Source organism: Labrenzia sp. THAF191a, assembly GCF_009363335.1.
Taxonomy (GTDB): Bacteria; Pseudomonadota; Alphaproteobacteria; order Rhizobiales; family Stappiaceae; genus Roseibium; species Roseibium algicola.
On the sequence record NZ_CP045333.1, the window covers coordinates 1,582,229 to 1,600,663 of the forward strand.

Below are 18,435 nucleotides of genomic sequence, written 5' to 3' on the forward strand. Positions count from 1 at the left end.
TCAATAACTTAGCTATCTAATAAATTCTATCGCGATCCGACTGGGAGGAATTCATGCAGCAAATGAGAATGCGAGTCGCAAGTAGAATCGTTTTGACACCGAGCATCGTGGAATTCACGTTGGTTCCGGTCGGCGACTGTAAGCTTCCCAGTTTCGATCCAGGTGCGCATATCACAGTCGAAACGCCGTCAGGTGCCATGCGCCGTTACTCGCTCGTGAACGACGGTTTCGAGCCGACTGAATACGTCGTTGCCATCAAACGTGAGCCGCAATCTCGAGGCGGATCCGCGTCGATGCATGACGATGCGCATGTTGGTTCCGAGCTGAATATTGAGCCGCCGGAGAACGATTTCCCCCTGACGGATGTTCAGAAGTATCTACTGATAGCAGGCGGCATTGGTATTACGCCGATTTATTCCATGGCGCGATATCTCGACAAAAAAGGCAAAGCGCTACGCATCATATACGTCACTCGAAGCGCAGAAGAGGCTGCCTATCTTGCGGAGCTGAACGAAGCCTTCGAGGGCAGGATCATAGTTCATCATGACAACGGCGATCCTGACGCGGTTTATGATTTCTGGGACGATCTAGTCACGCCAAGAGCAACACATGTCTTTTGCTGTGGACCAAAGCCTTTAATGGACGAGATCAAGGCAGTTTCCGGCCATTGGCCGGAGGGGCGGATCCATTTTGAGGACTTTAAACCGGTCGATGTGGTGCGTCAGGACGACGTCGCCTTCGAAGTGGAACTGAAAAAGAGCGGGGAAACAGTCACCGTTCCTAAAGATCGCTCAATCTTGGAAGCGCTTCGGGATGCCGGTTTTGCGACGAGCAGTTCATGTGAAAGCGGAACATGTGGAACGTGCAAGACCCGTCTCCTGGTGGGGGAAGCCGATCATCGCGACATGGTTTTGATGGACGAGGAAAAAGGCGATTACATCATGATCTGCGTGTCGCGGGCGAAATCGGGGAGGCTGGTTCTTGACCTGTGATCCGGTTCGCCTCGGCGTCGCTGGCCTTGGGCGTGCGTTCATGCTCATGGTGCCGACGTTCGATGTCGATTCCCGTGTAAAGCTCATCGCTGCCGCCGCTCCCAGAGAGCAAAGCCGTGCCGCCTTCGAAACAGAATATGGCGGCAAGAGTTATGAGACCGTTGAAGCGTTATGCGCCGATCCGTCTGTCGAAGCGATTTACATCGCCACCCCTCATCAGATGCATGTGGACCATGTCCTGGCGGCGGCGAGTGCCGGTAAGCATGTTCTTGTCGAAAAACCGTTGGCGATCTCCATGGCAGATGCCGAAAAAATGATAACCGCCACGCGCAAGGCAGGTGTGCATTTGATCGTTGGTCCCAGTCACAGTTTCGACCCTCCTGTTGAGCTTGCCGCGCAGCTGATTGAAAGCGGTGAATTTGGTCGACTGCGTATGATCCAGGCGCTGAACTATACCGATTTTCTCTATCGGCCGCGACGACCTGAAGAACTGCGCACGGAAGAGGGGGGAGGCGTTCTCTTCAGTCAGGCAATTCACCAAATCGATGTCGTCCGGAGACTGGCTGGCGGGATAGCCGAAAAGATCTATGCAATGACCGGAGCTTGGGATTCCAAGCGACCGACCGAAGGCGCGTTCAGCGCGCTCATGACCTTCGAGACAGGTTGCATCGCCAATTTGACCTATTCAGGTTATGCCCATTTCGACAGCGATATCTGGATGAATAATGTCGGTGAGTTGGGGCAACCCAAGACCCCCGGATCATATGGAGGGGCGCGCCGAGCCCTGATGGACCTTACGCCAGAAGACGAGGTTCGCCTTAAGACGACCCGAACTTTTGGCAATGGAACGACGATCCAAGCCAAACACAACGAACATTTCGGTCCGGTGATCGCCCTTTGCGATCGAGCGGATCTTAAACTGATGCCGGACGGTATCGAGGTCTTTGGCGATACCAGGCGTAGCTTCATTGAAGCGCAATTCGGTCCTGCTCCGCGCAGAACGGTCATTGATGCGCTGGTCGCGGCAGTTCGAGAGGATGCCCCCCCCGTCCAGAGCGGGGAGTGGGGATTGGCGAGCCTTGAGGTTTGCCATGCAATTCTACGCTCTGCCAGATCCGGCCAGCCGGTCGAACTTCAGCATCAACGCAACACAAAACATCGAAAGCCGACAGGATGAGCAATCTGAAACTTTCTCTTGCAATGGGAAACTATGACCGGACGCGTGCGATCGTGGATGGCCGAGTGCAAATCGACGGGGTCGACCCCATTCCGATGCTGCTGTCGCCGGAGGAGATGTTCTTCCGTGCCTTCCGGCATCATGCGTTCGATATCAGCGAGCTTTCGCTGTCGTCCTATTCGATCTCCGTTGCCAGGGGCGATCCGCATTATGTTGCGATCCCTGTTTTCCTGAGCCGTGCCTTCCGGCACACGTCGGTTTATATCCGGACGGACAAGGGTATAGAAAAGCCCGGTGACCTGAAGGGGAAGCGCATTGGCATTGCCGAATACCAGCTTTCCGCCAATGTGTGGGTGCGTGGTATTCTCGAAGAAGAACACGGCGTGAAGCCGTCCGATATCATCTGGGTGCGAGGCGGGATGGACACGCCCGGCCGGCCTGAGAAGATCAAGGTTCAGTTGCCGGACGATATCGTGATGGAGGAGGCGCCGGAGGGCAGCACCTTGAACGGCATGCTCGCGGCGGGCGAGATCGACGGTTTCGTCGGGCCGCGATGGCCTCGTTGCTTCTCCGAAGGTCATCCACATGTCGGGCGCTTGTTTTCCGACAGTATCTCCGCGGCTGAAGCCTATTTCCAACGTACTCGGATCTTCCCGATCATGCATGTTCTGGGAGTACGGCGAAGCTTGGCGGAGGAATATCCATTCCTGCCGGCTGCCTTGCTCAAGGCTTTCACCCAGTCAAAGCGGCTGGCGGAAGACGCGCTTTCGGACACCTCCGCGACCAAAGTTACGATGCCGTTCGTCGAGGATAACCTGAACCGCGTTCACACCCTGATGGGGAACGATCCCTGGAGTTACGGCGTTGCCGAGAACTCCCATGTCCTGAACCGGTTTCTCGATTATCACGCAAGCCAAGGGCTTTCGCCACGCCGGGTCGAGATCGAGGAGCTGTTTCATCCTTCGACGTTGGAAGCTTACAGCCTTTAGCGGGAGTTTCAAAATGGAAGAGTATTTGCCTGGAGATATCGTTGAGGTCGAAACGCCCAATGGTTTGGCCTACATTCAGCTAACGCACATCCATCCAAGCTATCCTCCGGTGGTCAAGTTTCTCAAGGGTCCGTACGAGAGCCGGCCCGAGAATGTCGCCGTTCTGACAGCCGAAAATGCACCCTTGGCGATGGTTCCATTGTCGGCGGTTCTGAAGAAGCTTGAGTTGAAACATTCTCGCGTGGGCAATGCCGAAATCCCGCATAGCGAACGTAAATTTCCGATCTTTAGAATGCCCATTCGAGGAAAGAAGGGTGAAATCATCTACTGGTGGTTCTGGGATGGACGGGGTTTGACGTTTTCATCGGATCTCATGGAAGCTCAGGAGAACCTGCCGTTGCGTGAGATCATGTCGTCCGAGCGTTTCATGGAGCAACTTGTCACAAATGCCAGGTAACTCCGAAACCCGGTCCGACTATAGCCGATGACGGCTGGTTTCGGCGGCTTGCTGGCCGCGTTCGGGGCGTTTTGTTATGCGCTAAGTTCCGTTGCCATCGCCAAGAGCTCACAGTCCGTTCAGGGCCGGGGAAACGACGTGTTTCTGTCGGTTCTGATGACGGCCCTGGTTTCAGGCCTGCTTTGGCTGGCGATAGGGTCGCCGTTTCCAGCCTATGGAGAAGCGGCGCTCATCGGGGTTGGCTATTTTGTTCTTGCCGGCTTGCTGGGAAATGTGCTGGGCCGGCTAACTCTTTTCCGGTCGGTTGAGCTGGCCGGGGCGGTTGAGACAGGGTTCATTCGGAGACTGATCCCTGTGTTCGCTGCGATCTTTGCGTTTCTGCTGCTCGGCGAAATCATCACATCGACAATCGTGATTGCCTTTCTCCTTGTCACAGGAGGCGTTCTGATCATGATGGCGAACACTCCTTCAAGACCGACTGCCGTCAGGTCCGTACCAGAGCGCACGACCAAGGAAAAAACCGAAGGGCGTGTAATGGCGTTTAGCTCTGCAGCAGGTTACGGAGGATCATTCGTCGCTCGAAAACTGGCAATGCAGACGCTTCCGGACCCGCTTGCAGGCGTTTTTATCGGAGCGGTGACCGGATTGGTTTGCTTTGGCGCCTCCGCGGGCTTTCGTTTCCGCAATTGGTCCACATTCATGTTGCGCATACATAAGCCAACCGGCTGGCAATTGCTTGCGGGCAGCTCGATGACACTGGGTCAGGTGGCATTGTTCTTTTCGTTGATGTTCACCAATGTAACGGTGGTCGCGATAATTTCTTCGGTCGAGATGTTCTTCGCAGCCTGGCTGGCCGGTCACGTTTTCAAAACCGAGAACCGGCCGGGTTCCAGATTCTACTTTGCTTCGATACTGGCCGGAGCCGGCGTGATAATATTGGCTGTCGCCCCGTAATATATTTTGCGTTCCTGAATTGCCTGTGGATCGGGGCAACGACAATCACGAGGAGAGGTTGTCGATCAGTTTGTCCATTGCTTTGAAAAGCTGGGCAAGCTCCTCTTCTTCGAAGCCCTTCGATGCGTGATCGGCCGCAACCCTTGCGGATTTCATGACCTGGTCGATTTTCTCCCGGCCTTGATCCGAAAGGCGAACGACAACGACACGTCTATCTTTCGCACTTCGTTCGCGCAGCAAGAGATCTCTCTTGTCAAGTTCATCCAGAACGCGCGTCGAAGAAGCCTTTTCGATGCCCAGGATCGCAGAAAGCTCGGATTGGGTAAGGCAAGTTTCTTCCCGCAGAACTCTGAGATGAATGTACTGCGCCATGCTCAGTTTCGAATCGATCAGCTGCTTCTGCAACAGCTTGCCATAGAGATGATAGGCCAAACGAAGCGATGCTCCGAGGCCGCGTTTGCGGGAGGGGGACTGAACCTGGTCGATGTCGCGGAGCCTTAACTTAGAGTTCTTATATTATTGACAATGGTAGCATGCGTCTTATAGTAAGGCAATCTTACTATTTTTGGTGAGGCAGCCTGGCAATAAACGGAGGAGCTCTTAATGCCGGAAAAACTGTTGTGTGCATCGTCGGACCTCAACGACACGACCGCCAAGATCTGCGAGATCGAAGGTGTCGAGATCGGCGTTATCCGCCACAAAGGAAATGTCGTCGCATATAAAAACGTGTGCCCGCATCAGGGTGGCCCCGTCTGCGAAGGGCTCAAAATGCCCAAGGTATGTGTCGAGTTTGACGACCAGCAACGCGCTCGCAGGCAGAACTTCGACGATAGCGAGATGCACTTCGTATGCCCCTGGCACGGCTGGGAGTTCAAAATGGAAACAGGGGAAGCGGTAGGCGATCCGAAAATTCGCCTTAAGCGCTACAAAGTGACCGAACGGGATGGAGGTATCTATGTCGAGATTTGAAAAAGTAACACCGGAAACCCCGGCGCTGAACGTATCGGTCAACGAAGTCCTGGGCGCGCTTCGCGCGCTTGAAACCAGTCAACTGAGCTCCGCGCAGTTGCAGGCGCTATTTGCGGAAATCGTGACCGCGTTTGCGAAAATGCGGGAAAATGACAAGGAATTCTCTGCGTTCCCGGAAAACAACGACGTTTCGGCGACGGATGTTGCGGTTGCCGCGACAGGAATTCTCGAGGCTGCCGATGTGGCGGTATTCGAGCTGGGTATGTGGCAGACGCTGAAACAATAAATTTTATGGGAGTGAGATAATATGTCTCTTACATCGAATACCATGAGCTTCGGTTCGGATAGCGACCCCGCGATCAAGGAGTTCAATACAACCAAACTTTTGAAAAATGCGAGAAAGCAAGCAGAGGACCGGAATTACAAAGATTTTTTCATTTGTGACGTGGATAGCCACCACTATGAAACGGAAGCTCTTCCCGAGATCCTGCAGTACATGGACGACCCTGTCATGCGGCACCTTGGTCTGTCCGCGGGAAATGTGGGGCGTGCAGGCCTGATCCCGCAAGCGATCGGCTCTCAGGACATGGCGGGGCGCGTGACACGCTATGCCGGGCGTAACAAGGAAATTGTTCCCGAGAAGCCGCATCGCGACATTACCCTCGCGCGACGTTGGATGGATGCGATGGGGGTCGATATGGCCTGCCTGTTTCCAACACCGATGTTGCTGCTTGCGACCCACCCGCAGGTCGAAGTCGAGGTTGCGATGGCCCGCGCCTATAACCGCTGGCTTTGTGAGCGTATCCTGGAGGAAGATAAACGCATCGTCTCGATGGTCTACCTTCCAATGAACGAACCGCATGAAGCTGAAAAGATCATTGACGAGTTCACCGAGCGGAAAGGAGTCGTAGGATTTCTGTCAACCGGTTATTTGAAACGCCCGGTGCATGACAACGCGAATATGCGTATCTATGCCAAGCTGGAAGAGCACGGTATGCCGCTCGGTTTTCATGCGGCCTATCATTGGGCGGATACATCTCTCGCTCAGCTCAACAAGTTCATCTCGGTTCATGCTCTTGGGTTCAGTTTTTGTAATATTATTCACATGACGAACTGGGTGTTGAATGGTATGCCTGAGCGCTTCCCTAAGCTGAACACCATGTGGATTGAGAGCGGGCTTGCATGGATTCCTTTCCTTATGCAGAGATTGGACAATGAATACATGATGCGCACATCGGATGCGCCGCTCCTCAAGAAGAAGCCAAGCGATTACATGCGTGAGATGTTCTATTCCTCACAACCCATCGAACTCGTGGACAACAAAGAGGCCCTCGAGGTCACATTCAAGATGATGAATGCGGAAACACAATTGCTGTATTCCTCTGACTATCCGCATTGGGATATGGATTTGCCCAGCACCATCTATGACATTCCCTTTCTGGATGAGGCGGCAAAACGCAATATTCTGGGTGGAAACGCGCAAAAGTTGTTTAACCTGGATCCGGTCATGTCCGAGTGGAAGCAAAACGCGTAAAAGAACAAGCGTATCCTGCGTTCGAAGAAACGCAGACAAGATGCTCTTACATATTAGGATCGACGGACGTTCAACCGAGTCCGGTCGGATGTCCGTCGATCTGGTAAGAACGCTGTGTGGTTTCGAATGCTGCGGAACAGCACCGATGAACCGCGCGGAAACCTAGGCCTGTGACCTGTCTCCTTGAATGGCCGTTTGCCAGGGCTAAAGGGGCAGGTTACGATCAGGGACCCTTGCGGAAAGAGGTCGGGCTCCGATGTGGCCGTTCTATCGGCGCGCAAGCCTAAAAAATCAGCTCTCTAACTTGGCGCCAAGTTTCTTTGATACCGTAGCAGCGGTCTTGCGCAATTTTGCGGCGACGGAACTGTCGGTTTCGGTAGAGATCGTTTTGGTGACGCCGACTACCGTCAGGGCAGCGGTAATCGAGTTTTCCCGATCAAAAACAGGACAACTCAGCGAGGAAATTGACGGAACGACTAAACCGACAGCCTCGGAAATGCCTCGCTCGCGCGTTTTTTTCAGCAATTCGTCAATTTTTTTCCGCGTCCCAAGGCCTGCTTTCTCCAGGGAAACCATGTTTTGACGAAGCTCGGCTTCAATCATGGGTTCGATCTTTTCAGGCTCGGAGTATGCGGCAAATATTCGACCGTTGGAGGAGGTCAGGAGCGGCAGCACAGAGCCTACATTTACAGATATACTGACAGGTGCGTTACTGGGCACCCATCGTACGAGAGTCGGCCCGAAATTGCCCCATACGGACAAAGAGGTGGTTTCACCCGTTTCGTCTCTAAGTTCGATCATGTGAGGATGGGCGATCTCCAACACGTTCAGGCGTCGGATCGATGCCAGGCCAAGATCGAGCGCCAAAGGGCCAAGATCGTACAGTCCCGTGTTTTCATCCTGGACGATCAGACCGGTTGCGACATAGCTGGCGAGATAGCGATGCGCTTTTGCCGGCACCATTTCAGCGGCCTTGGACAATGCTGTTAAAGATATAGCATCGTTTCTTTGAATTAAAACTTCCAGAAGTCTTGATCCAACGACTACAGACTCGATTCTCTGTCGACCCGCTATCTTCTGCACCAAATACTTCTCCTTTTCACACCGATGCCACAAGTCGAACATGTACAGATATAAGCTACTGGCCGAGGCCGGGAAAATTTACGATATGATTTAAGCAACTTTTCCCTTCCGGCGGGATTCGATTTGGTTGAAGTAAACCACGGTAGGCAGCTGACCGCCATGGTGCAGGGTTATCGCACGATGCTCTAAGCGTATGCCAGTTCATAAGAGTGAACAAAGCTGGAGCCTGCCGCGCACCGGCAAATCAAGTAAAGCCGGGCGCCGGATTTCCATGGGCCTTCGAAACACCGAGCCCATCCAGCCGATCAAACCTTCTGCCCTGGGGCTTGGGAGTGCCGGCGTTCGGCCGTTGGCAGCTTGACATCTGGCTCATAAGACACATCGGCTACTGCTGGCTGCAGGATGAGCATCGTTTTAATATGCTAAATGAGGTTACTGGACAAAAGAGCCCGAAGTGTCGCGTATTTCCGGGATATCAAATACATGGTGTCTGGGTTGTCGGGCTTTGGTCCCACCGGCATCGTGGTGCAGACTGCGAGACGGATCTGGCACATGCCTGCGAAATCAATCGGGTTAGTGCGACATGAATACCGGTACCTTGGTTGACCGTATCAGTTCATGGGTCACGCCGCCAAACAGATCTTGTGAGAACTTGCTGTGCTCATAGGCACCCATCACAACCAATTTAGCGCCAATTTCGGCGGCTGTTTTTTGGATCGTTTTTGCAACGCTGTTGGTAGGTTTGGGGCACGCTATTTTTTCAACGTTAACGCCGTGCCGTTCCAAGTGGGTAAAAATGTCCGTTCCTTCAGGAAAGCTCGGCAATATGTCACCCACCGTCAGCAATGAGACCTTTCGGGGCCTTTCTTCAAGGATATTCATTGCGTCATTCAATGCTCTGGCGGCGGCTCGCTTGCCATCCCAGGCGACAAGCGTATGACTGCCCAACTGTTCTGCTTCGAATTGATCGGGAACAACAAGAACAGGCCTGCCGCTCTGCAGCGCCAACAGATCCGGGCTAACGGCGCGAAATTCGTCTGTCGGCAACTTGGGTTGACACCCTGTTACGACAAAGTCGAAGTTTCGGGCAATTTCAGGCAACGAGAGATTGCCAACTGTTTCGGGCATGAGGAATTGAGCCCGATCTGTCAGGCCTAACGAATTGGTAACGTCTTCGAATAGCTCGTGTGACGATTCAATTTTGGCATTTCTCACCACGCCTAGTTTCTTGACCAGATCTTCTGTCAGTCCCAATACCTGATCGAAAAAAGAAATATCGCTTCCGTACACTCCAGTTAACCATGCATTGTGCTTGGCGGCGATTTTTGAGGCGTGACGAAGACTGCTTGGGAAGCCGGAGGTGCCTGAATGTACAAGCAAGATATTCTTGATAGTCATGTTTGCCTCACGATTTCAGAACGCTTAAGGCGCAGTAGCAGAGAATAACATAGATGTCTATGATTATTGAATTGATATGAGCGATCGCAACCGGGAGGGAATATATCTCACCTGCTGATCTGGCATGCTTCGATGCGCCCGGTATGCGATTGGGTTCAACGGGTTCAGCCCTACCTGTTTTGACAATTACTCTTCAAGCTCGCCACAGTCGGCCGCATGGCTCGGATCCCATGTTGGCGATGCGTCACGCCCGGAGCGTGAGAGGGAGAGTGCGACCGGACGGATATGAGTCGGTGCGGTTGAGAGAATACTGCACGGCTCGATCCCGTCCCGCTCTCCCAAGGTCTTCCCAATGAACATAACTTTCCCTTCCGCAGTGGCGCCTTCTGCCGCTCCGTTTCCGTCGTTCCGCGATCTTCGTGGCGGCGCAGTTCCTTCCATCGCATATCGACCGAGGCGAACGCATCGACACCGCCCCGCTCCGTTCTGCGATGGAAATCGCCTTCGATGCCTCCGACGCCAGCGGCGCCTGGGACTGGAAGATGGCCTACGAGACTTGCGAGGGGGCAACCGTTCTCTTCCTGCGCAAATACGGAAAGGCGCTTTTCCGTAAAGCCGGGTCTCAGGATTTACGGCTTTCCACCCTCACCAGGATTGCGGATCTCCTGCCAACGCAAACGGGTGGATCGGAGGAAAGCCAGACCTTTCAGCAATTCTCGACGCCTATTCCGCTTGGCCTTGCGGTTCTGACGGCAGCGGCGGTCGGGCCGGACGATCTGGTGCTCGAACCTTCGGCAGGCACCGGCCTTCTCGCCATCCTTGCCGAGATCGACGGTGGATCCATGGTCCTGAACGAACTTGCCGAGACACGCGCAAACCTGCTCGCTCGACAAGAACGCGGGGCGCCCTTACCGTCAACGCGCGGCGCACGAGCTGGCCGCCTACAACCGCCTCAGGCTGCTTGATGCCCTGCGCGAATTACTGGAGCTCGGCGGAACCATCCTCCGGCCAGTTGGCGCATAGATGATGGGGGCCGATGATGAGCGTACCATGCACTGTGCGACATAGACCTTGAAACCCTCGCCTGTCTCACCGACAATTCCGCACCGCGGGCCGCCTGCCGTTGTGGCCCGATCAGCCTCAGATATCTCCGGAAGTTGGTAATCTAACGCGGCTTGCTGGGACATTGTACATTCTCACCATTGTCGACCATCGCAATTGACCGTCCGCACTCAGAAACGGGATGCTGTCACCCGTTGAGTTTGAACGGCAGCAGGAAATGAACTCCGAAGGCGTCTAGAAAACGCGGGGCTATTCAGATATCGCTTCATCGTCTGTTTCCTTCAATTGGGAACAGACTAACCTCAAAACGAGGATTTTTCAGGGGAGCATGTATGAACTGCCTTCCCCTGCAAGCGATTTGTCGATGCACCGTTGACCCTGCTTCTATGTATTCGGTCTGTTTGTGAGGCCATTCGATTTGCCTCTGACCAAGATGGGAAGTCGCGCGTCCTGTGTCTCGTTAGCTCATCGGCACTCGAGAGCCATGCTCCCCGTCAGACTTACAGAACGCCGATTGGTCGTTGGTCCATCTCCTTCTCGCCCGCAGTTTCCTTTGTCTTTTCGTCTCGCCCGGATTTACGAACCAACCAACGCAGTGGCTCGGTATCGCTCACCTTTCGTCAAAACGGCCCAGGCAATCCGCGCCATCTTGTTGGCCATAGCCACCGCGGCGACGTTCACATGCGTTCGCTCTTTCAGACCATCCGCCCATCGCGTTATCGGCGACGTCCTGTTCTGCACGAGGTGAAGCACCGTTCGTGCTCCATGGATGAAGAGCTTGCGCAAGTAGCGATTTCCATGCTTCGAAATGCCGATCAGCTTTGCCTTTCCACCCGTTGTGATTTGTCGTGGAACGAGCCCGAGCCAAGCTGCAAGATCGCGGCCTTTGCTAAAGCTGCTTCCCGTGCCGACGGCCGCGACGAGAGCTGAGGCGATCGTCGGACCAACGCCGGGGATCTCCATCAGTCGCTGCATGTCGGCGTCGGTTTTGGCCAGCGATTTGATCTCGGCATCCATGGCAGCAACCCGCCGGTTGATCTCGCCCAGCTCAGATGCCATGTCTGAGAGCATCAAGACGATCCGGGGAGATAGATCGACGGTGCCCTGCGTCGTCAACTTTGTCAGCTCTTTCTGGAATACGTGACGGCCTGTGCCGACACGGATGCCGCGTTCCATCAGAAAGCCACGCCCCTGATTGATCAGTCGAGTTCTGTCTGACACCAGACGTTCCCGCGCGCGGTGTAATGCCTGGAGGTCGAGCTGTTCTTCGGATTTGATTGCGACGAATGACATGGTCGGTCGGGTGGCGGCTTCGGCGATCGCCTCCGCATCGCGGTCGTCATTCTTGTGAACCTTCACATAAGGTCGGACATACAGCGGCGACATCAATCGGGGCTCATGCCCATGTTCGAGGCAGAAGCGCCCGATGTGATGTGCGCCCCCGCAGGCTTCCATTGCGACAATACAGCTTGGCAACTCCGCCAAGAAATCCAGCAACCGGAATCGTTGGAGGCGTTTGCGAAAAACTACAGCGCCGCTGGCATCAAGCCCCGCAAGGCTACAAACCGACTTGCCCAGATCAATCCCAAGAACCGTGATGTCCATCAGAATGCTCCTTCTTCTCCACCAATACGCGCAACAATAGCTGCGTCTCGGTGGGAAGGCAGTTCATCCCATTAGGTCAAGAGCTACGTGTCATTGATCAGCATGTGACCGTCGAATCGGTTGATCATGCCTCGACCGGAGCTTTCGTTTAGCGAAAACCGTTTCAAAAACCGTTTCAAATCTTCCAATTGAAACGGTGCAGTGTACGTAACTCATTGAAAAGATTGGTGACCCCGACAGGATTCGAACCTGTGACCCTCAGATTAGGAATCTGATGCTCTATCCTGCTGAGCTACGGGGCCTTTATGCGGTCGATTAGCATGATTTGACGTCCGTGGCGACCCCTGGCTGCAACAGACTGTCGTTGCCGATGGGGATTGTTTGTCGAGGAAGCCGGTGCACGGCGAGGGGGATGCTGACGCGCCTTGGGGCCGCTCCCACGTTGTCCTGATTTTTACTGCCGTTTTACTGGCGTGTCTTGGACTTGCCTTATTCGCTGCTTAGCAGTTTGGATCATCGTGACCGCTTTCTCAGCCTTGCCCGATGCCATGCATGTTGTCGGGTGACGTGTGCCTTGCGCTGCCTGCCTGCAGGTAGCGCTCCGGAAAAGGGTCGCGTACCAAGGTGAAGGAAACGGACGTGCCACAGCGGCGACAGAAAACGGGATGGAGAAAGGCCGGGCAGGTGACAACCCTGCGCACGGCTGCCGCGCCGTTGCTTGCCGGCTGCGCTGCCGTTCTGCTGACCCAGGCCGTTGCCGCTGACGAGCGCGCGCCGGTGGAGCGCCCGGAAACACCCGTGGCCGCCGATGTTTGTGCCGGGGTGCGGGAAAAAACCGTTCAGGTGACCTTCGACAGCAGTGAAGCCTTGTTCGTGTCCGCCGCCGGAGACCGCTTCCTTGCGAGCGATATCGAGATGCCGGTGCAAGCGTCAGGACAGGCGGGCGGCGAAGAAGTCGGCCGGAACACCTTGCAAACCTATCTGGAAAGTCGGCCTGATCTGGAGCTGGCCGCAGTCGCGGCTGGACCGGAAAACCGCTGGGGGCTAACGCCCGGCTGGGTGTTCGTTTCGGATGATGGCCATTCCGCGCTTCTGCAGGAACAGCTTTTGAAGGCAGGCGTTGCCATTTTTGCGCCGGGTCATGCCGGAGCGGATTGCGCAGACGCCTTGCGGACCGCGGAAACGCAGGCAAGCCTGGCGCGAGCGGGCCTTTGGGGCGAGACATCGCCGCGTCTTGTCTATTCCGCAGCCGCGCCGAAGTCTTTCAGCGACGCTTCCGGGCACTATGTTATTGCAAGAGGACGTATTGTTTCCCTTGGAAAAACGCGCAGCACCCGTTATCTGAACTTCGGAAAATACTGGAAAACAGATTTCACGGTCACGCTGAAGGCTTCAGCTGAGGACGACGTCAACACGGCCCTCGGGCGATCCGGCTGGACGCTGGATGCCCTGGAAGGGCAGGTTGTCGAAATACGCGGCTCCGTCCAGGAAAGGGACGGACCGTCTATGGTGCTCCGCCATCCGGAGCAACTGGTGGTACTGAATGACAAAAGGGCAGGACGTGACGGCCAAAGCAGCAACTGATTTCCGTCAGCCGGCATGTTTGCCCGCACGGCGCGGCCTGCGCCGGACCTGGCTGCGCAACCTTGTTGCAGGCGGTTCCGCGCTTCTGGTGGCCTCCTGCCAGTTGCTGGGTGACGGGCCGACCGTCGGCACGGTAACGCCCGGTACACTGCGCCCCAACCTTGCGGCCGATATCGGCGAGCGCGAGCATCCGCGCGTGGTGGCCACCTATGGCGGTGTCTACAAGGACGCCGGCGCGGAGCGGGCAGTTGCGAGCGTCGTCGGCCGGCTGGTGGCGGCATCGGAAGACCCCTCGCAGAGCTACAAGATCACCATTTTGAATTCGCCGGCCATCAACGCCTTCGCCTTGCCGGGCGGCTATCTTTATGTCACGCGCGGTCTGCTCGCCCTTGCCAACGACACGTCGGAAGTTGCCGCCGTGCTGGCGCACGAGATGGCGCATGTGACGGCGAACCACGCAATCAAGCGCCAGCAACGCGCCGAAGCCAAGCAGCTTGCCAACAAGATCCTGACCGATGTGGTGCAGGACAGCGAGGAAGCCCGCAAGGCGATCATCTCGTCGCAGCTTTCCTTTGCCCGCTTCAGCCAGGTGCAGGAGCTTGAAGCCGACGATATCGGTGTGAAGACCCTTGCAAGGGCCGGTTTCGACCCCTATGCCGCTGCACGGTTCCTGCGGTCCATGGCAGCCTTCGCCCGCTACCAGTCCGCTGACAAGTCGGGCTCGACCGCGCCAGACTTCCTGTCTTCCCACCCTTCCACGCCGGAGCGCTTGCAGATTGCCATCCGCGCGGCCCGGCAGATCGGTGCACCGGGCATCGGCGAACGTGACCGCACCCGCTATCTCAGCCAGATCGACGGCATGCTGTTCGGCGACGACCCGCTTGAAGGGTTCGTCCGTGGACGTTCCTTCCTGCACAAGGCGCTCGGCATCAGCTACACCGTGCCTTCCGGCTATATTCTGGAAAACACGCCCGAAGCGGTTCTGGCCAGCAATGGCGACGGCACGGCGATCCGGTTCGACGGGGCAGATGTCAGCAGCTATTCCGGCCTGCGTGATTACATGAACTCCGGCTGGATCAACGGCCTGCTGCCCGAAAGCGTCCGCGAAACGACGATCAACGGCCTGCCGGCGGTTACCGGGGCGGCCATCACCCAGGGCTGGTCCTTCCGCATTGCAGTGATCCGGATCGGCAAAACAGGGTATCGCTTCATCTTTGCCAGCCGCTCGCCCAATGAAACGTTCGACCGGGATTTCCACCAGACGGTGGAAAGCTTCCAGCAGCTGTCGCCGACCGAGCGTGCCCGCCTGCGCTCGCTCCGGATCAAGGTCGTCACCTCCAAGCCGGGCGACACACCGCGGAAACTGGCGATCGGCATGAGCGGTGTCGAGCCTTCACGGCGGCTGGAATTCTTCTCCATCCTGAACGATCTGAACGCCGATCAGTCGATCCCGACAGGCACGGCGATCAAGCTGATCGTCGACTGACGGTTTTTCTCCCGGTTCGGCTCCGGCATTTGTCTGGCTGAAACCTGATGCAGCTCAAAAAAAGGCGGACCGGAAGGTCCGCCCGTCAGAGTTACTTGGAGGAGATAGAGGTCAGGTGCTGTAGGCGGCCCTGTCCGGCTGTGCTGCCAACAGGGCGGATTTCAGTTTTTCCATGGCCCGGCTTTCAATCTGCCGCACGCGTTCCTTGGAAATGCCGAGTTTCACGCCAAGCGATTCCAGCGTGGCGCCCTCTTCCGACAGGCGTCTTTCACGCACGATCTTCAATTCGCGCTCGCTGAGAACCTCCAGGGCGGAGGACAGCCAGCGACGCCGGCGTTCGGCATCGATGTTGACGGTCACGATCTCGTCCGGCAACGGGGCATCGGACACAAGGAAGTCCTGACGGTCCGCGCTGGAGCCTTCACTGTCGGTCACAGGAGCGTTCAGGGACGTATCAGGGCCGGACAGCCTCGCATTCATGAGGGCGACATCGGACTGCTTGACGCCGATTGCGTCAGCGATCTTCTGGTGAAGCTCGCTGTCGGTCAGAGGAGTCTGATTGCCGGAGAGCTTGGCGCGCAGGCGTCGAAGGTTGAAGAACAGGGCCTTCTGGGAGGAAGAGGTGCCACCGCGAACGATTGACCAGTTGCGCAGAATATAGTCCTGGATGGAGGCGCGGATCCACCATGTGGCATAGGTGGAAAAGCGCACTTCCCGTTCCGGTTCGAACCGGGCGGCAGCCTCCAGAAGGCCAACATGGCCCTCCTGGATCAGATCGCCAAGCGACAGCCCGAAGTTGCGGAAGCGTGAGGCAACGGCAATGACCAGGCGCATGTGCGAGAGCGACAATTTCTCAAGCGCTTTCTCATCCCGGTTATGTCGCCAGCAGATCGCAAGCTCCAGTTCCTCTTCGCGCGTGAGGTAGGGGGCTTTCATCGCGGCCCTTACCAGTTGACGTTTCTCGCTCTGGGACATGATCGACGCTCCGATATGTTATCGGGGGAAATACGTACCGAAGCGTAGGTTAGATCACTTATCGCTACCGTTGGGGCAGTTTTTGTGCACTTTCGCGTGAACAGCGCGCGAGGTGGTGGTGCCAAAACGAATAAGGGCCCGGATTTCTCCAGGCCCTCGTCGATTTTCGCGTTCGGAAAATCCGCTTGGATCAAGCGGCTTCTTCCTTGTCCTCGTCGTCTTCCGCTGCAGCTTCCTCAGCGGCTTTGATGCGGCTCGGAGATTTTGCCAGGTTCTGTTCGATCTGCTTGACCGCTTCGGTTTCGGAACATTTGTTCACTGCCGCGATTTCGCGGGCCATACGGTCGAGCGCAGCTTCGTAGAGCTGGCGTTCAGAGTAGGACTGTTCCGGCTGGTTTTCAGAGCGGAAAAGATCGCGAACCACTTCAGAGATCGCGATCAGGTCGCCGGAGTTGATCTTGGCTTCATATTCCTGAGCGCGGCGGCTCCACATCGTCCGCTTAACGCGCGGGCGGCCACGAACGGTCTCGAGAGCCTTCTTGACGGCCGCAGGGTCGCCAAGCTTGCGCATGCCGACGGAGGCAATCTTTGCCACCGGGACACGAAGGGTCATCTTGTCCTGTTCAAAAACGATAACGAGCAACTCCAAAGAGTGACCTGCAACGTTCTGCTCTTCAATGGCGGTAATCTGGCCGACGCCATGCGCCGGATAAACAATGTACTCGCCCGTCTTGAAACCTTGGCGCTGCGCGGTCTTTTTGGTGTTCGTTGCCATACTCGTATTCTCTCCTGCGCAGTTGGCGGTCCGGGTTCGGACCGATGACGGACCGCGGTGCGGTCCCCTGTTCTTGTGCGACACGAACCCCGCAGAGCGATCCGTAATGGAACGCCTGTTGATATGCGGCGTGTCAGGGCTGGTCAGTCGACGTTTTCCACTTTAGAACCTTGATCAGTCATATGAGCTGCCGGGAGCTTGATCTGTCCGGTTGTTGATACCCGGGACAGTTTTCAAAGACTCCGTTTTGGGGGTTGTTCTCGTGGTTGGCGACTATCTTCCATGTGTATCACACTTTTGTGGAAAATTAAAGTACTGAGCTTTGATGGTGCCAAAACACCACAAGGGCCCCGCCCGGTCGCCACGGGCAGGTACCTGAAAAAGATGGAAGAATCGCCGTTTTAAGCAGTTCTTGTTTGTCTTGCGGCAGTCTGCCGCACAAGCAGTTTTCGCGAATCAGGACGCAGGATTCGGCGAAAAATACTTTTCGAACTTGTTTTCCTTGCCATCAAACTCTTCAGCGTCCGGCAACGGTTCTTTTTTCTCAGTGATGTTCGGCCACTTCTCAGAGTATTCGGCGTTGACCTCGATCCATTTCTCGAGGCCGGGCTCCGTGTCAGGCAAAATCGCCTCCGCCGGGCATTCCGGTTCGCAGACGCCGCAGTCGATACATTCGTCCGGATTGATGACGAGGAAATTCTCACCCTCGTAGAAACAGTCCACCGGGCAGACTTCAACACAGTCGGTGTATTTGCATTTGATGCAATTGTCCGTGACGACGTAGGTCATCGCTATCCTCATTCGGCGCCGGGCGGCCTGCAGCCGATTTGCGCAAGGCCCTGGCGGTCAGTTTCGTGCCGCTCTCGCAAAGAAGGCGCACGTATAACGTCTGGTGCAGATGTTGGGTATCGTTTTTGTCAAACGGGCGCAAGCGCTCTGGATGACGCAGTCCGGGCCTGAAAGAGAAAGTTTTTCTGTTTTCCGGGCTTTGGCAGGAAACAGTGTCAATCGCCGCTGCGGAACGCGTCGATTTTCCGCCGCTCGCGCTTGGTCGGGCGACCGGCACCGGCTTCGCGCTGCGCAGGTGCAGGCGGCGGCGGGGCATCCTTCGGCGGGGGAGGCGGCGACAGATCCTCGTAAAGCTTGCGGGCCTCTTCATAGGGACCGCGCCTGGTGCCCAGGGCAAGGATCTTGAAGACGAGGATACGGCGATCCAGTCCGATCGTCAGAACGTCGCCGGTTCGGACAGTCTTGCTGGCGGAATCGATCTTGTCCTTGTTCACCCGGACATGACCGGATGTCGCCAGCTTCTGGGCAAGAGAGCGGGATTTGGTGACCCTGGCGTACCAGAGCCACTTGTCGATGCGCAGGCTGCCGGCGGCAGCATTGTTTTCA

The 18,435-nt window shown here is 56.1% G+C and carries 18 protein-coding genes, 1 tRNA gene and 1 pseudogene; 11 read left to right on the forward strand and 9 right to left on the reverse strand.

Annotated elements, in window-relative coordinates; all coding sequences use genetic code 11:
* Positions 1–53 precede the first annotated feature (53 nt).
* The 5 genes from FIV05_RS07260 to FIV05_RS07280 are packed head-to-tail and all read left to right on the forward strand — an operon-like array spanning position 54 to position 4,569.
* Positions 54–992 (forward strand): PDR/VanB family oxidoreductase, encoded by a 939-nt coding sequence (locus FIV05_RS07260; RefSeq protein ID WP_152505211.1) that lies wholly within the window; start codon positions 54–56, stop codon positions 990–992.
* Positions 982–2,169: a Gfo/Idh/MocA family oxidoreductase gene (locus FIV05_RS07265; RefSeq protein ID WP_152505212.1), complete on the forward strand. Its 1,188-nt coding sequence runs from the start codon at positions 982–984 to the stop codon at positions 2,167–2,169. Before FIV05_RS07260 ends, FIV05_RS07265 begins: the two co-directional genes overlap by 11 nt.
* Positions 2,166–3,158, forward strand: a complete 993-nt coding sequence (locus FIV05_RS07270) for an ABC transporter substrate-binding protein (RefSeq protein ID WP_173013797.1) — start codon at positions 2,166–2,168, stop codon at positions 3,156–3,158. Before FIV05_RS07265 ends, FIV05_RS07270 begins: the two co-directional genes overlap by 4 nt.
* A 13-nt stretch (positions 3,159–3,171) precedes the next feature.
* Positions 3,172–3,615: a hypothetical protein gene (locus tag FIV05_RS07275; protein ID WP_152505213.1), complete on the forward strand. Its 444-nt coding sequence runs from the start codon at positions 3,172–3,174 to the stop codon at positions 3,613–3,615.
* A 27-nt stretch (positions 3,616–3,642) separates the two neighbouring features.
* Entirely contained in the window at positions 3,643–4,569 is a 927-nt protein-coding gene (locus FIV05_RS07280; protein WP_152505214.1) for a DMT family transporter, read from the forward strand.
* Positions 4,570–4,614: 45 nt separating this feature from the next.
* Here FIV05_RS07280 and FIV05_RS07285 read toward each other — a convergent pair whose 3' ends face one another.
* The gene (locus FIV05_RS07285; protein ID WP_209009887.1) at positions 4,615–5,001 is read right to left on the reverse strand and encodes a MarR family transcriptional regulator; all 387 of its coding nucleotides are present in this window, start codon (positions 4,999–5,001) and stop codon (positions 4,615–4,617) included.
* 171 nt (positions 5,002–5,172) lie between these two features.
* On the opposite strand from FIV05_RS07285, the gene FIV05_RS07290 reads away from it, so the two are divergent.
* The 3 genes from FIV05_RS07290 to FIV05_RS07300 are packed head-to-tail and all read left to right on the forward strand — an operon-like array spanning position 5,173 to position 7,072.
* Positions 5,173–5,538 carry a Rieske (2Fe-2S) protein gene (locus FIV05_RS07290; RefSeq protein ID WP_152509091.1) on the forward strand — a complete coding sequence of 122 codons (366 nt, stop codon included), beginning with the start codon at positions 5,173–5,175 and terminating at the stop codon, positions 5,536–5,538.
* The gene (locus FIV05_RS07295; protein WP_152505216.1) at positions 5,525–5,824 is read left to right on the forward strand and encodes a hypothetical protein; all 300 of its coding nucleotides are present in this window, start codon (positions 5,525–5,527) and stop codon (positions 5,822–5,824) included. Before FIV05_RS07290 ends, FIV05_RS07295 begins: the two co-directional genes overlap by 14 nt.
* A 21-nt stretch (positions 5,825–5,845) precedes the next feature.
* On the forward strand, positions 5,846–7,072 hold the full coding sequence (locus FIV05_RS07300) for an amidohydrolase family protein (RefSeq protein WP_152505217.1): 1,227 nt from the start codon (positions 5,846–5,848) through the stop codon (positions 7,070–7,072).
* A 291-nt stretch (positions 7,073–7,363) separates the two neighbouring features.
* On the opposite strand, the gene FIV05_RS07305 is transcribed toward FIV05_RS07300, so the two are convergent.
* The gene (locus FIV05_RS07305; RefSeq protein WP_173013798.1) at positions 7,364–8,155 is read right to left on the reverse strand and encodes an IclR family transcriptional regulator; all 792 of its coding nucleotides are present in this window, start codon (positions 8,153–8,155) and stop codon (positions 7,364–7,366) included.
* Between the two features lie 573 nt (positions 8,156–8,728).
* Positions 8,729–9,553 (reverse strand): universal stress protein, encoded by an 825-nt coding sequence (locus tag FIV05_RS07310; RefSeq protein ID WP_209009888.1) that lies wholly within the window; start codon positions 9,551–9,553, stop codon positions 8,729–8,731.
* 352 nt (positions 9,554–9,905) lie between these two features.
* Here FIV05_RS07310 and FIV05_RS07315 point away from each other — a divergent pair.
* Positions 9,906–10,440, forward strand: a pseudogene (locus tag FIV05_RS07315) (methylase); the annotation flags it as partial.
* A gap of 751 nt (positions 10,441–11,191) precedes the next feature.
* On the opposite strand, the gene FIV05_RS07320 reads toward FIV05_RS07315, so the two are convergent.
* Positions 11,192–12,220, reverse strand: a complete 1,029-nt coding sequence (locus FIV05_RS07320; protein ID WP_152505219.1) for an IS110 family transposase — start codon at positions 12,218–12,220, stop codon at positions 11,192–11,194.
* A gap of 225 nt (positions 12,221–12,445) precedes the next feature.
* Positions 12,446–12,522, reverse strand: a tRNA-Arg gene (locus tag FIV05_RS07325).
* Between the two features lie 382 nt (positions 12,523–12,904).
* Here FIV05_RS07325 and FIV05_RS07330 point away from each other — a divergent pair.
* Positions 12,905–13,804 carry a hypothetical protein gene (locus FIV05_RS07330; RefSeq protein ID WP_152509092.1) on the forward strand — a complete coding sequence of 300 codons (900 nt, stop codon included), beginning with the start codon at positions 12,905–12,907 and terminating at the stop codon, positions 13,802–13,804.
* Positions 13,764–15,290 carry a M48 family metalloprotease gene (locus FIV05_RS07335; RefSeq protein WP_209009889.1) on the forward strand — a complete coding sequence of 509 codons (1,527 nt, stop codon included), beginning with the start codon at positions 13,764–13,766 and terminating at the stop codon, positions 15,288–15,290. The genes FIV05_RS07330 and FIV05_RS07335 overlap by 41 nt, the downstream gene beginning before the upstream one ends.
* 111 nt (positions 15,291–15,401) lie before the next feature.
* On the opposite strand, the gene FIV05_RS07340 is transcribed toward FIV05_RS07335, so the two are convergent.
* From FIV05_RS07340 to FIV05_RS07355, 4 genes are all read right to left on the reverse strand, one after another.
* Positions 15,402–16,265, reverse strand: coding sequence for an RNA polymerase factor sigma-32 (locus FIV05_RS07340; protein ID WP_152509093.1), 864 nt, complete (start codon positions 16,263–16,265; stop codon positions 15,402–15,404).
* A 190-nt stretch (positions 16,266–16,455) separates the two neighbouring features.
* Positions 16,456–17,040 (reverse strand): CarD family transcriptional regulator, encoded by a 585-nt coding sequence (locus FIV05_RS07345; RefSeq protein ID WP_023002626.1) that lies wholly within the window; start codon positions 17,038–17,040, stop codon positions 16,456–16,458.
* Positions 17,041–17,496: 456 nt separating this feature from the next.
* Positions 17,497–17,829, reverse strand: coding sequence for a ferredoxin FdxA (gene fdxA, locus FIV05_RS07350; protein WP_031270075.1), 333 nt, complete (start codon positions 17,827–17,829; stop codon positions 17,497–17,499).
* 215 nt (positions 17,830–18,044) lie between these two features.
* Entirely contained in the window at positions 18,045–18,410 is a 366-nt protein-coding gene (locus FIV05_RS07355) for an RNA-binding S4 domain-containing protein (RefSeq protein ID WP_152509094.1), read from the reverse strand.
* Positions 18,411–18,435: the final 25 nt, after the last annotated feature.

What these genes read in the sequence shown, in the direction of transcription:
- FIV05_RS07260 (WP_152505211.1), top strand. Translation starts at nt 54, where the DNA reads ATGCAGCAAATGAGAATGCGAGTCGCAAGTAGAATCGTTTTGACACCG.
- FIV05_RS07270 (WP_173013797.1), top strand. Translation starts at nt 2,166, where the DNA reads ATGAGCAATCTGAAACTTTCTCTTGCAATGGGAAACTATGACCGGACG.
- FIV05_RS07275 (WP_152505213.1), top strand. Translation starts at nt 3,172, where the DNA reads ATGGAAGAGTATTTGCCTGGAGATATCGTTGAGGTCGAAACGCCCAAT.
- FIV05_RS07280 (WP_152505214.1), top strand. Translation starts at nt 3,643, where the DNA reads ATGACGGCTGGTTTCGGCGGCTTGCTGGCCGCGTTCGGGGCGTTTTGT.
- FIV05_RS07290 (WP_152509091.1), top strand. Translation starts at nt 5,173, where the DNA reads ATGCCGGAAAAACTGTTGTGTGCATCGTCGGACCTCAACGACACGACC.
- FIV05_RS07295 (WP_152505216.1), top strand. Translation starts at nt 5,525, where the DNA reads ATGTCGAGATTTGAAAAAGTAACACCGGAAACCCCGGCGCTGAACGTA.
- FIV05_RS07300 (WP_152505217.1), top strand. Translation starts at nt 5,846, where the DNA reads ATGTCTCTTACATCGAATACCATGAGCTTCGGTTCGGATAGCGACCCC.
- FIV05_RS07310 (WP_209009888.1), bottom strand. Translation starts at nt 9,553, where the DNA reads ATGACTATCAAGAATATCTTGCTTGTACATTCAGGCACCTCCGGCTTC.
- FIV05_RS07320 (WP_152505219.1), bottom strand. Translation starts at nt 12,220, where the DNA reads ATGGACATCACGGTTCTTGGGATTGATCTGGGCAAGTCGGTTTGTAGC.
- FIV05_RS07335 (WP_209009889.1), top strand. Translation starts at nt 13,764, where the DNA reads ATGACAAAAGGGCAGGACGTGACGGCCAAAGCAGCAACTGATTTCCGT.
- FIV05_RS07340 (WP_152509093.1), bottom strand. Translation starts at nt 16,265, where the DNA reads ATGTCCCAGAGCGAGAAACGTCAACTGGTAAGGGCCGCGATGAAAGCC.
- FIV05_RS07345 (WP_023002626.1), bottom strand. Translation starts at nt 17,040, where the DNA reads ATGGCAACGAACACCAAAAAGACCGCGCAGCGCCAAGGTTTCAAGACG.
- fdxA (WP_031270075.1), bottom strand. Translation starts at nt 17,829, where the DNA reads ATGACCTACGTCGTCACGGACAATTGCATCAAATGCAAATACACCGAC.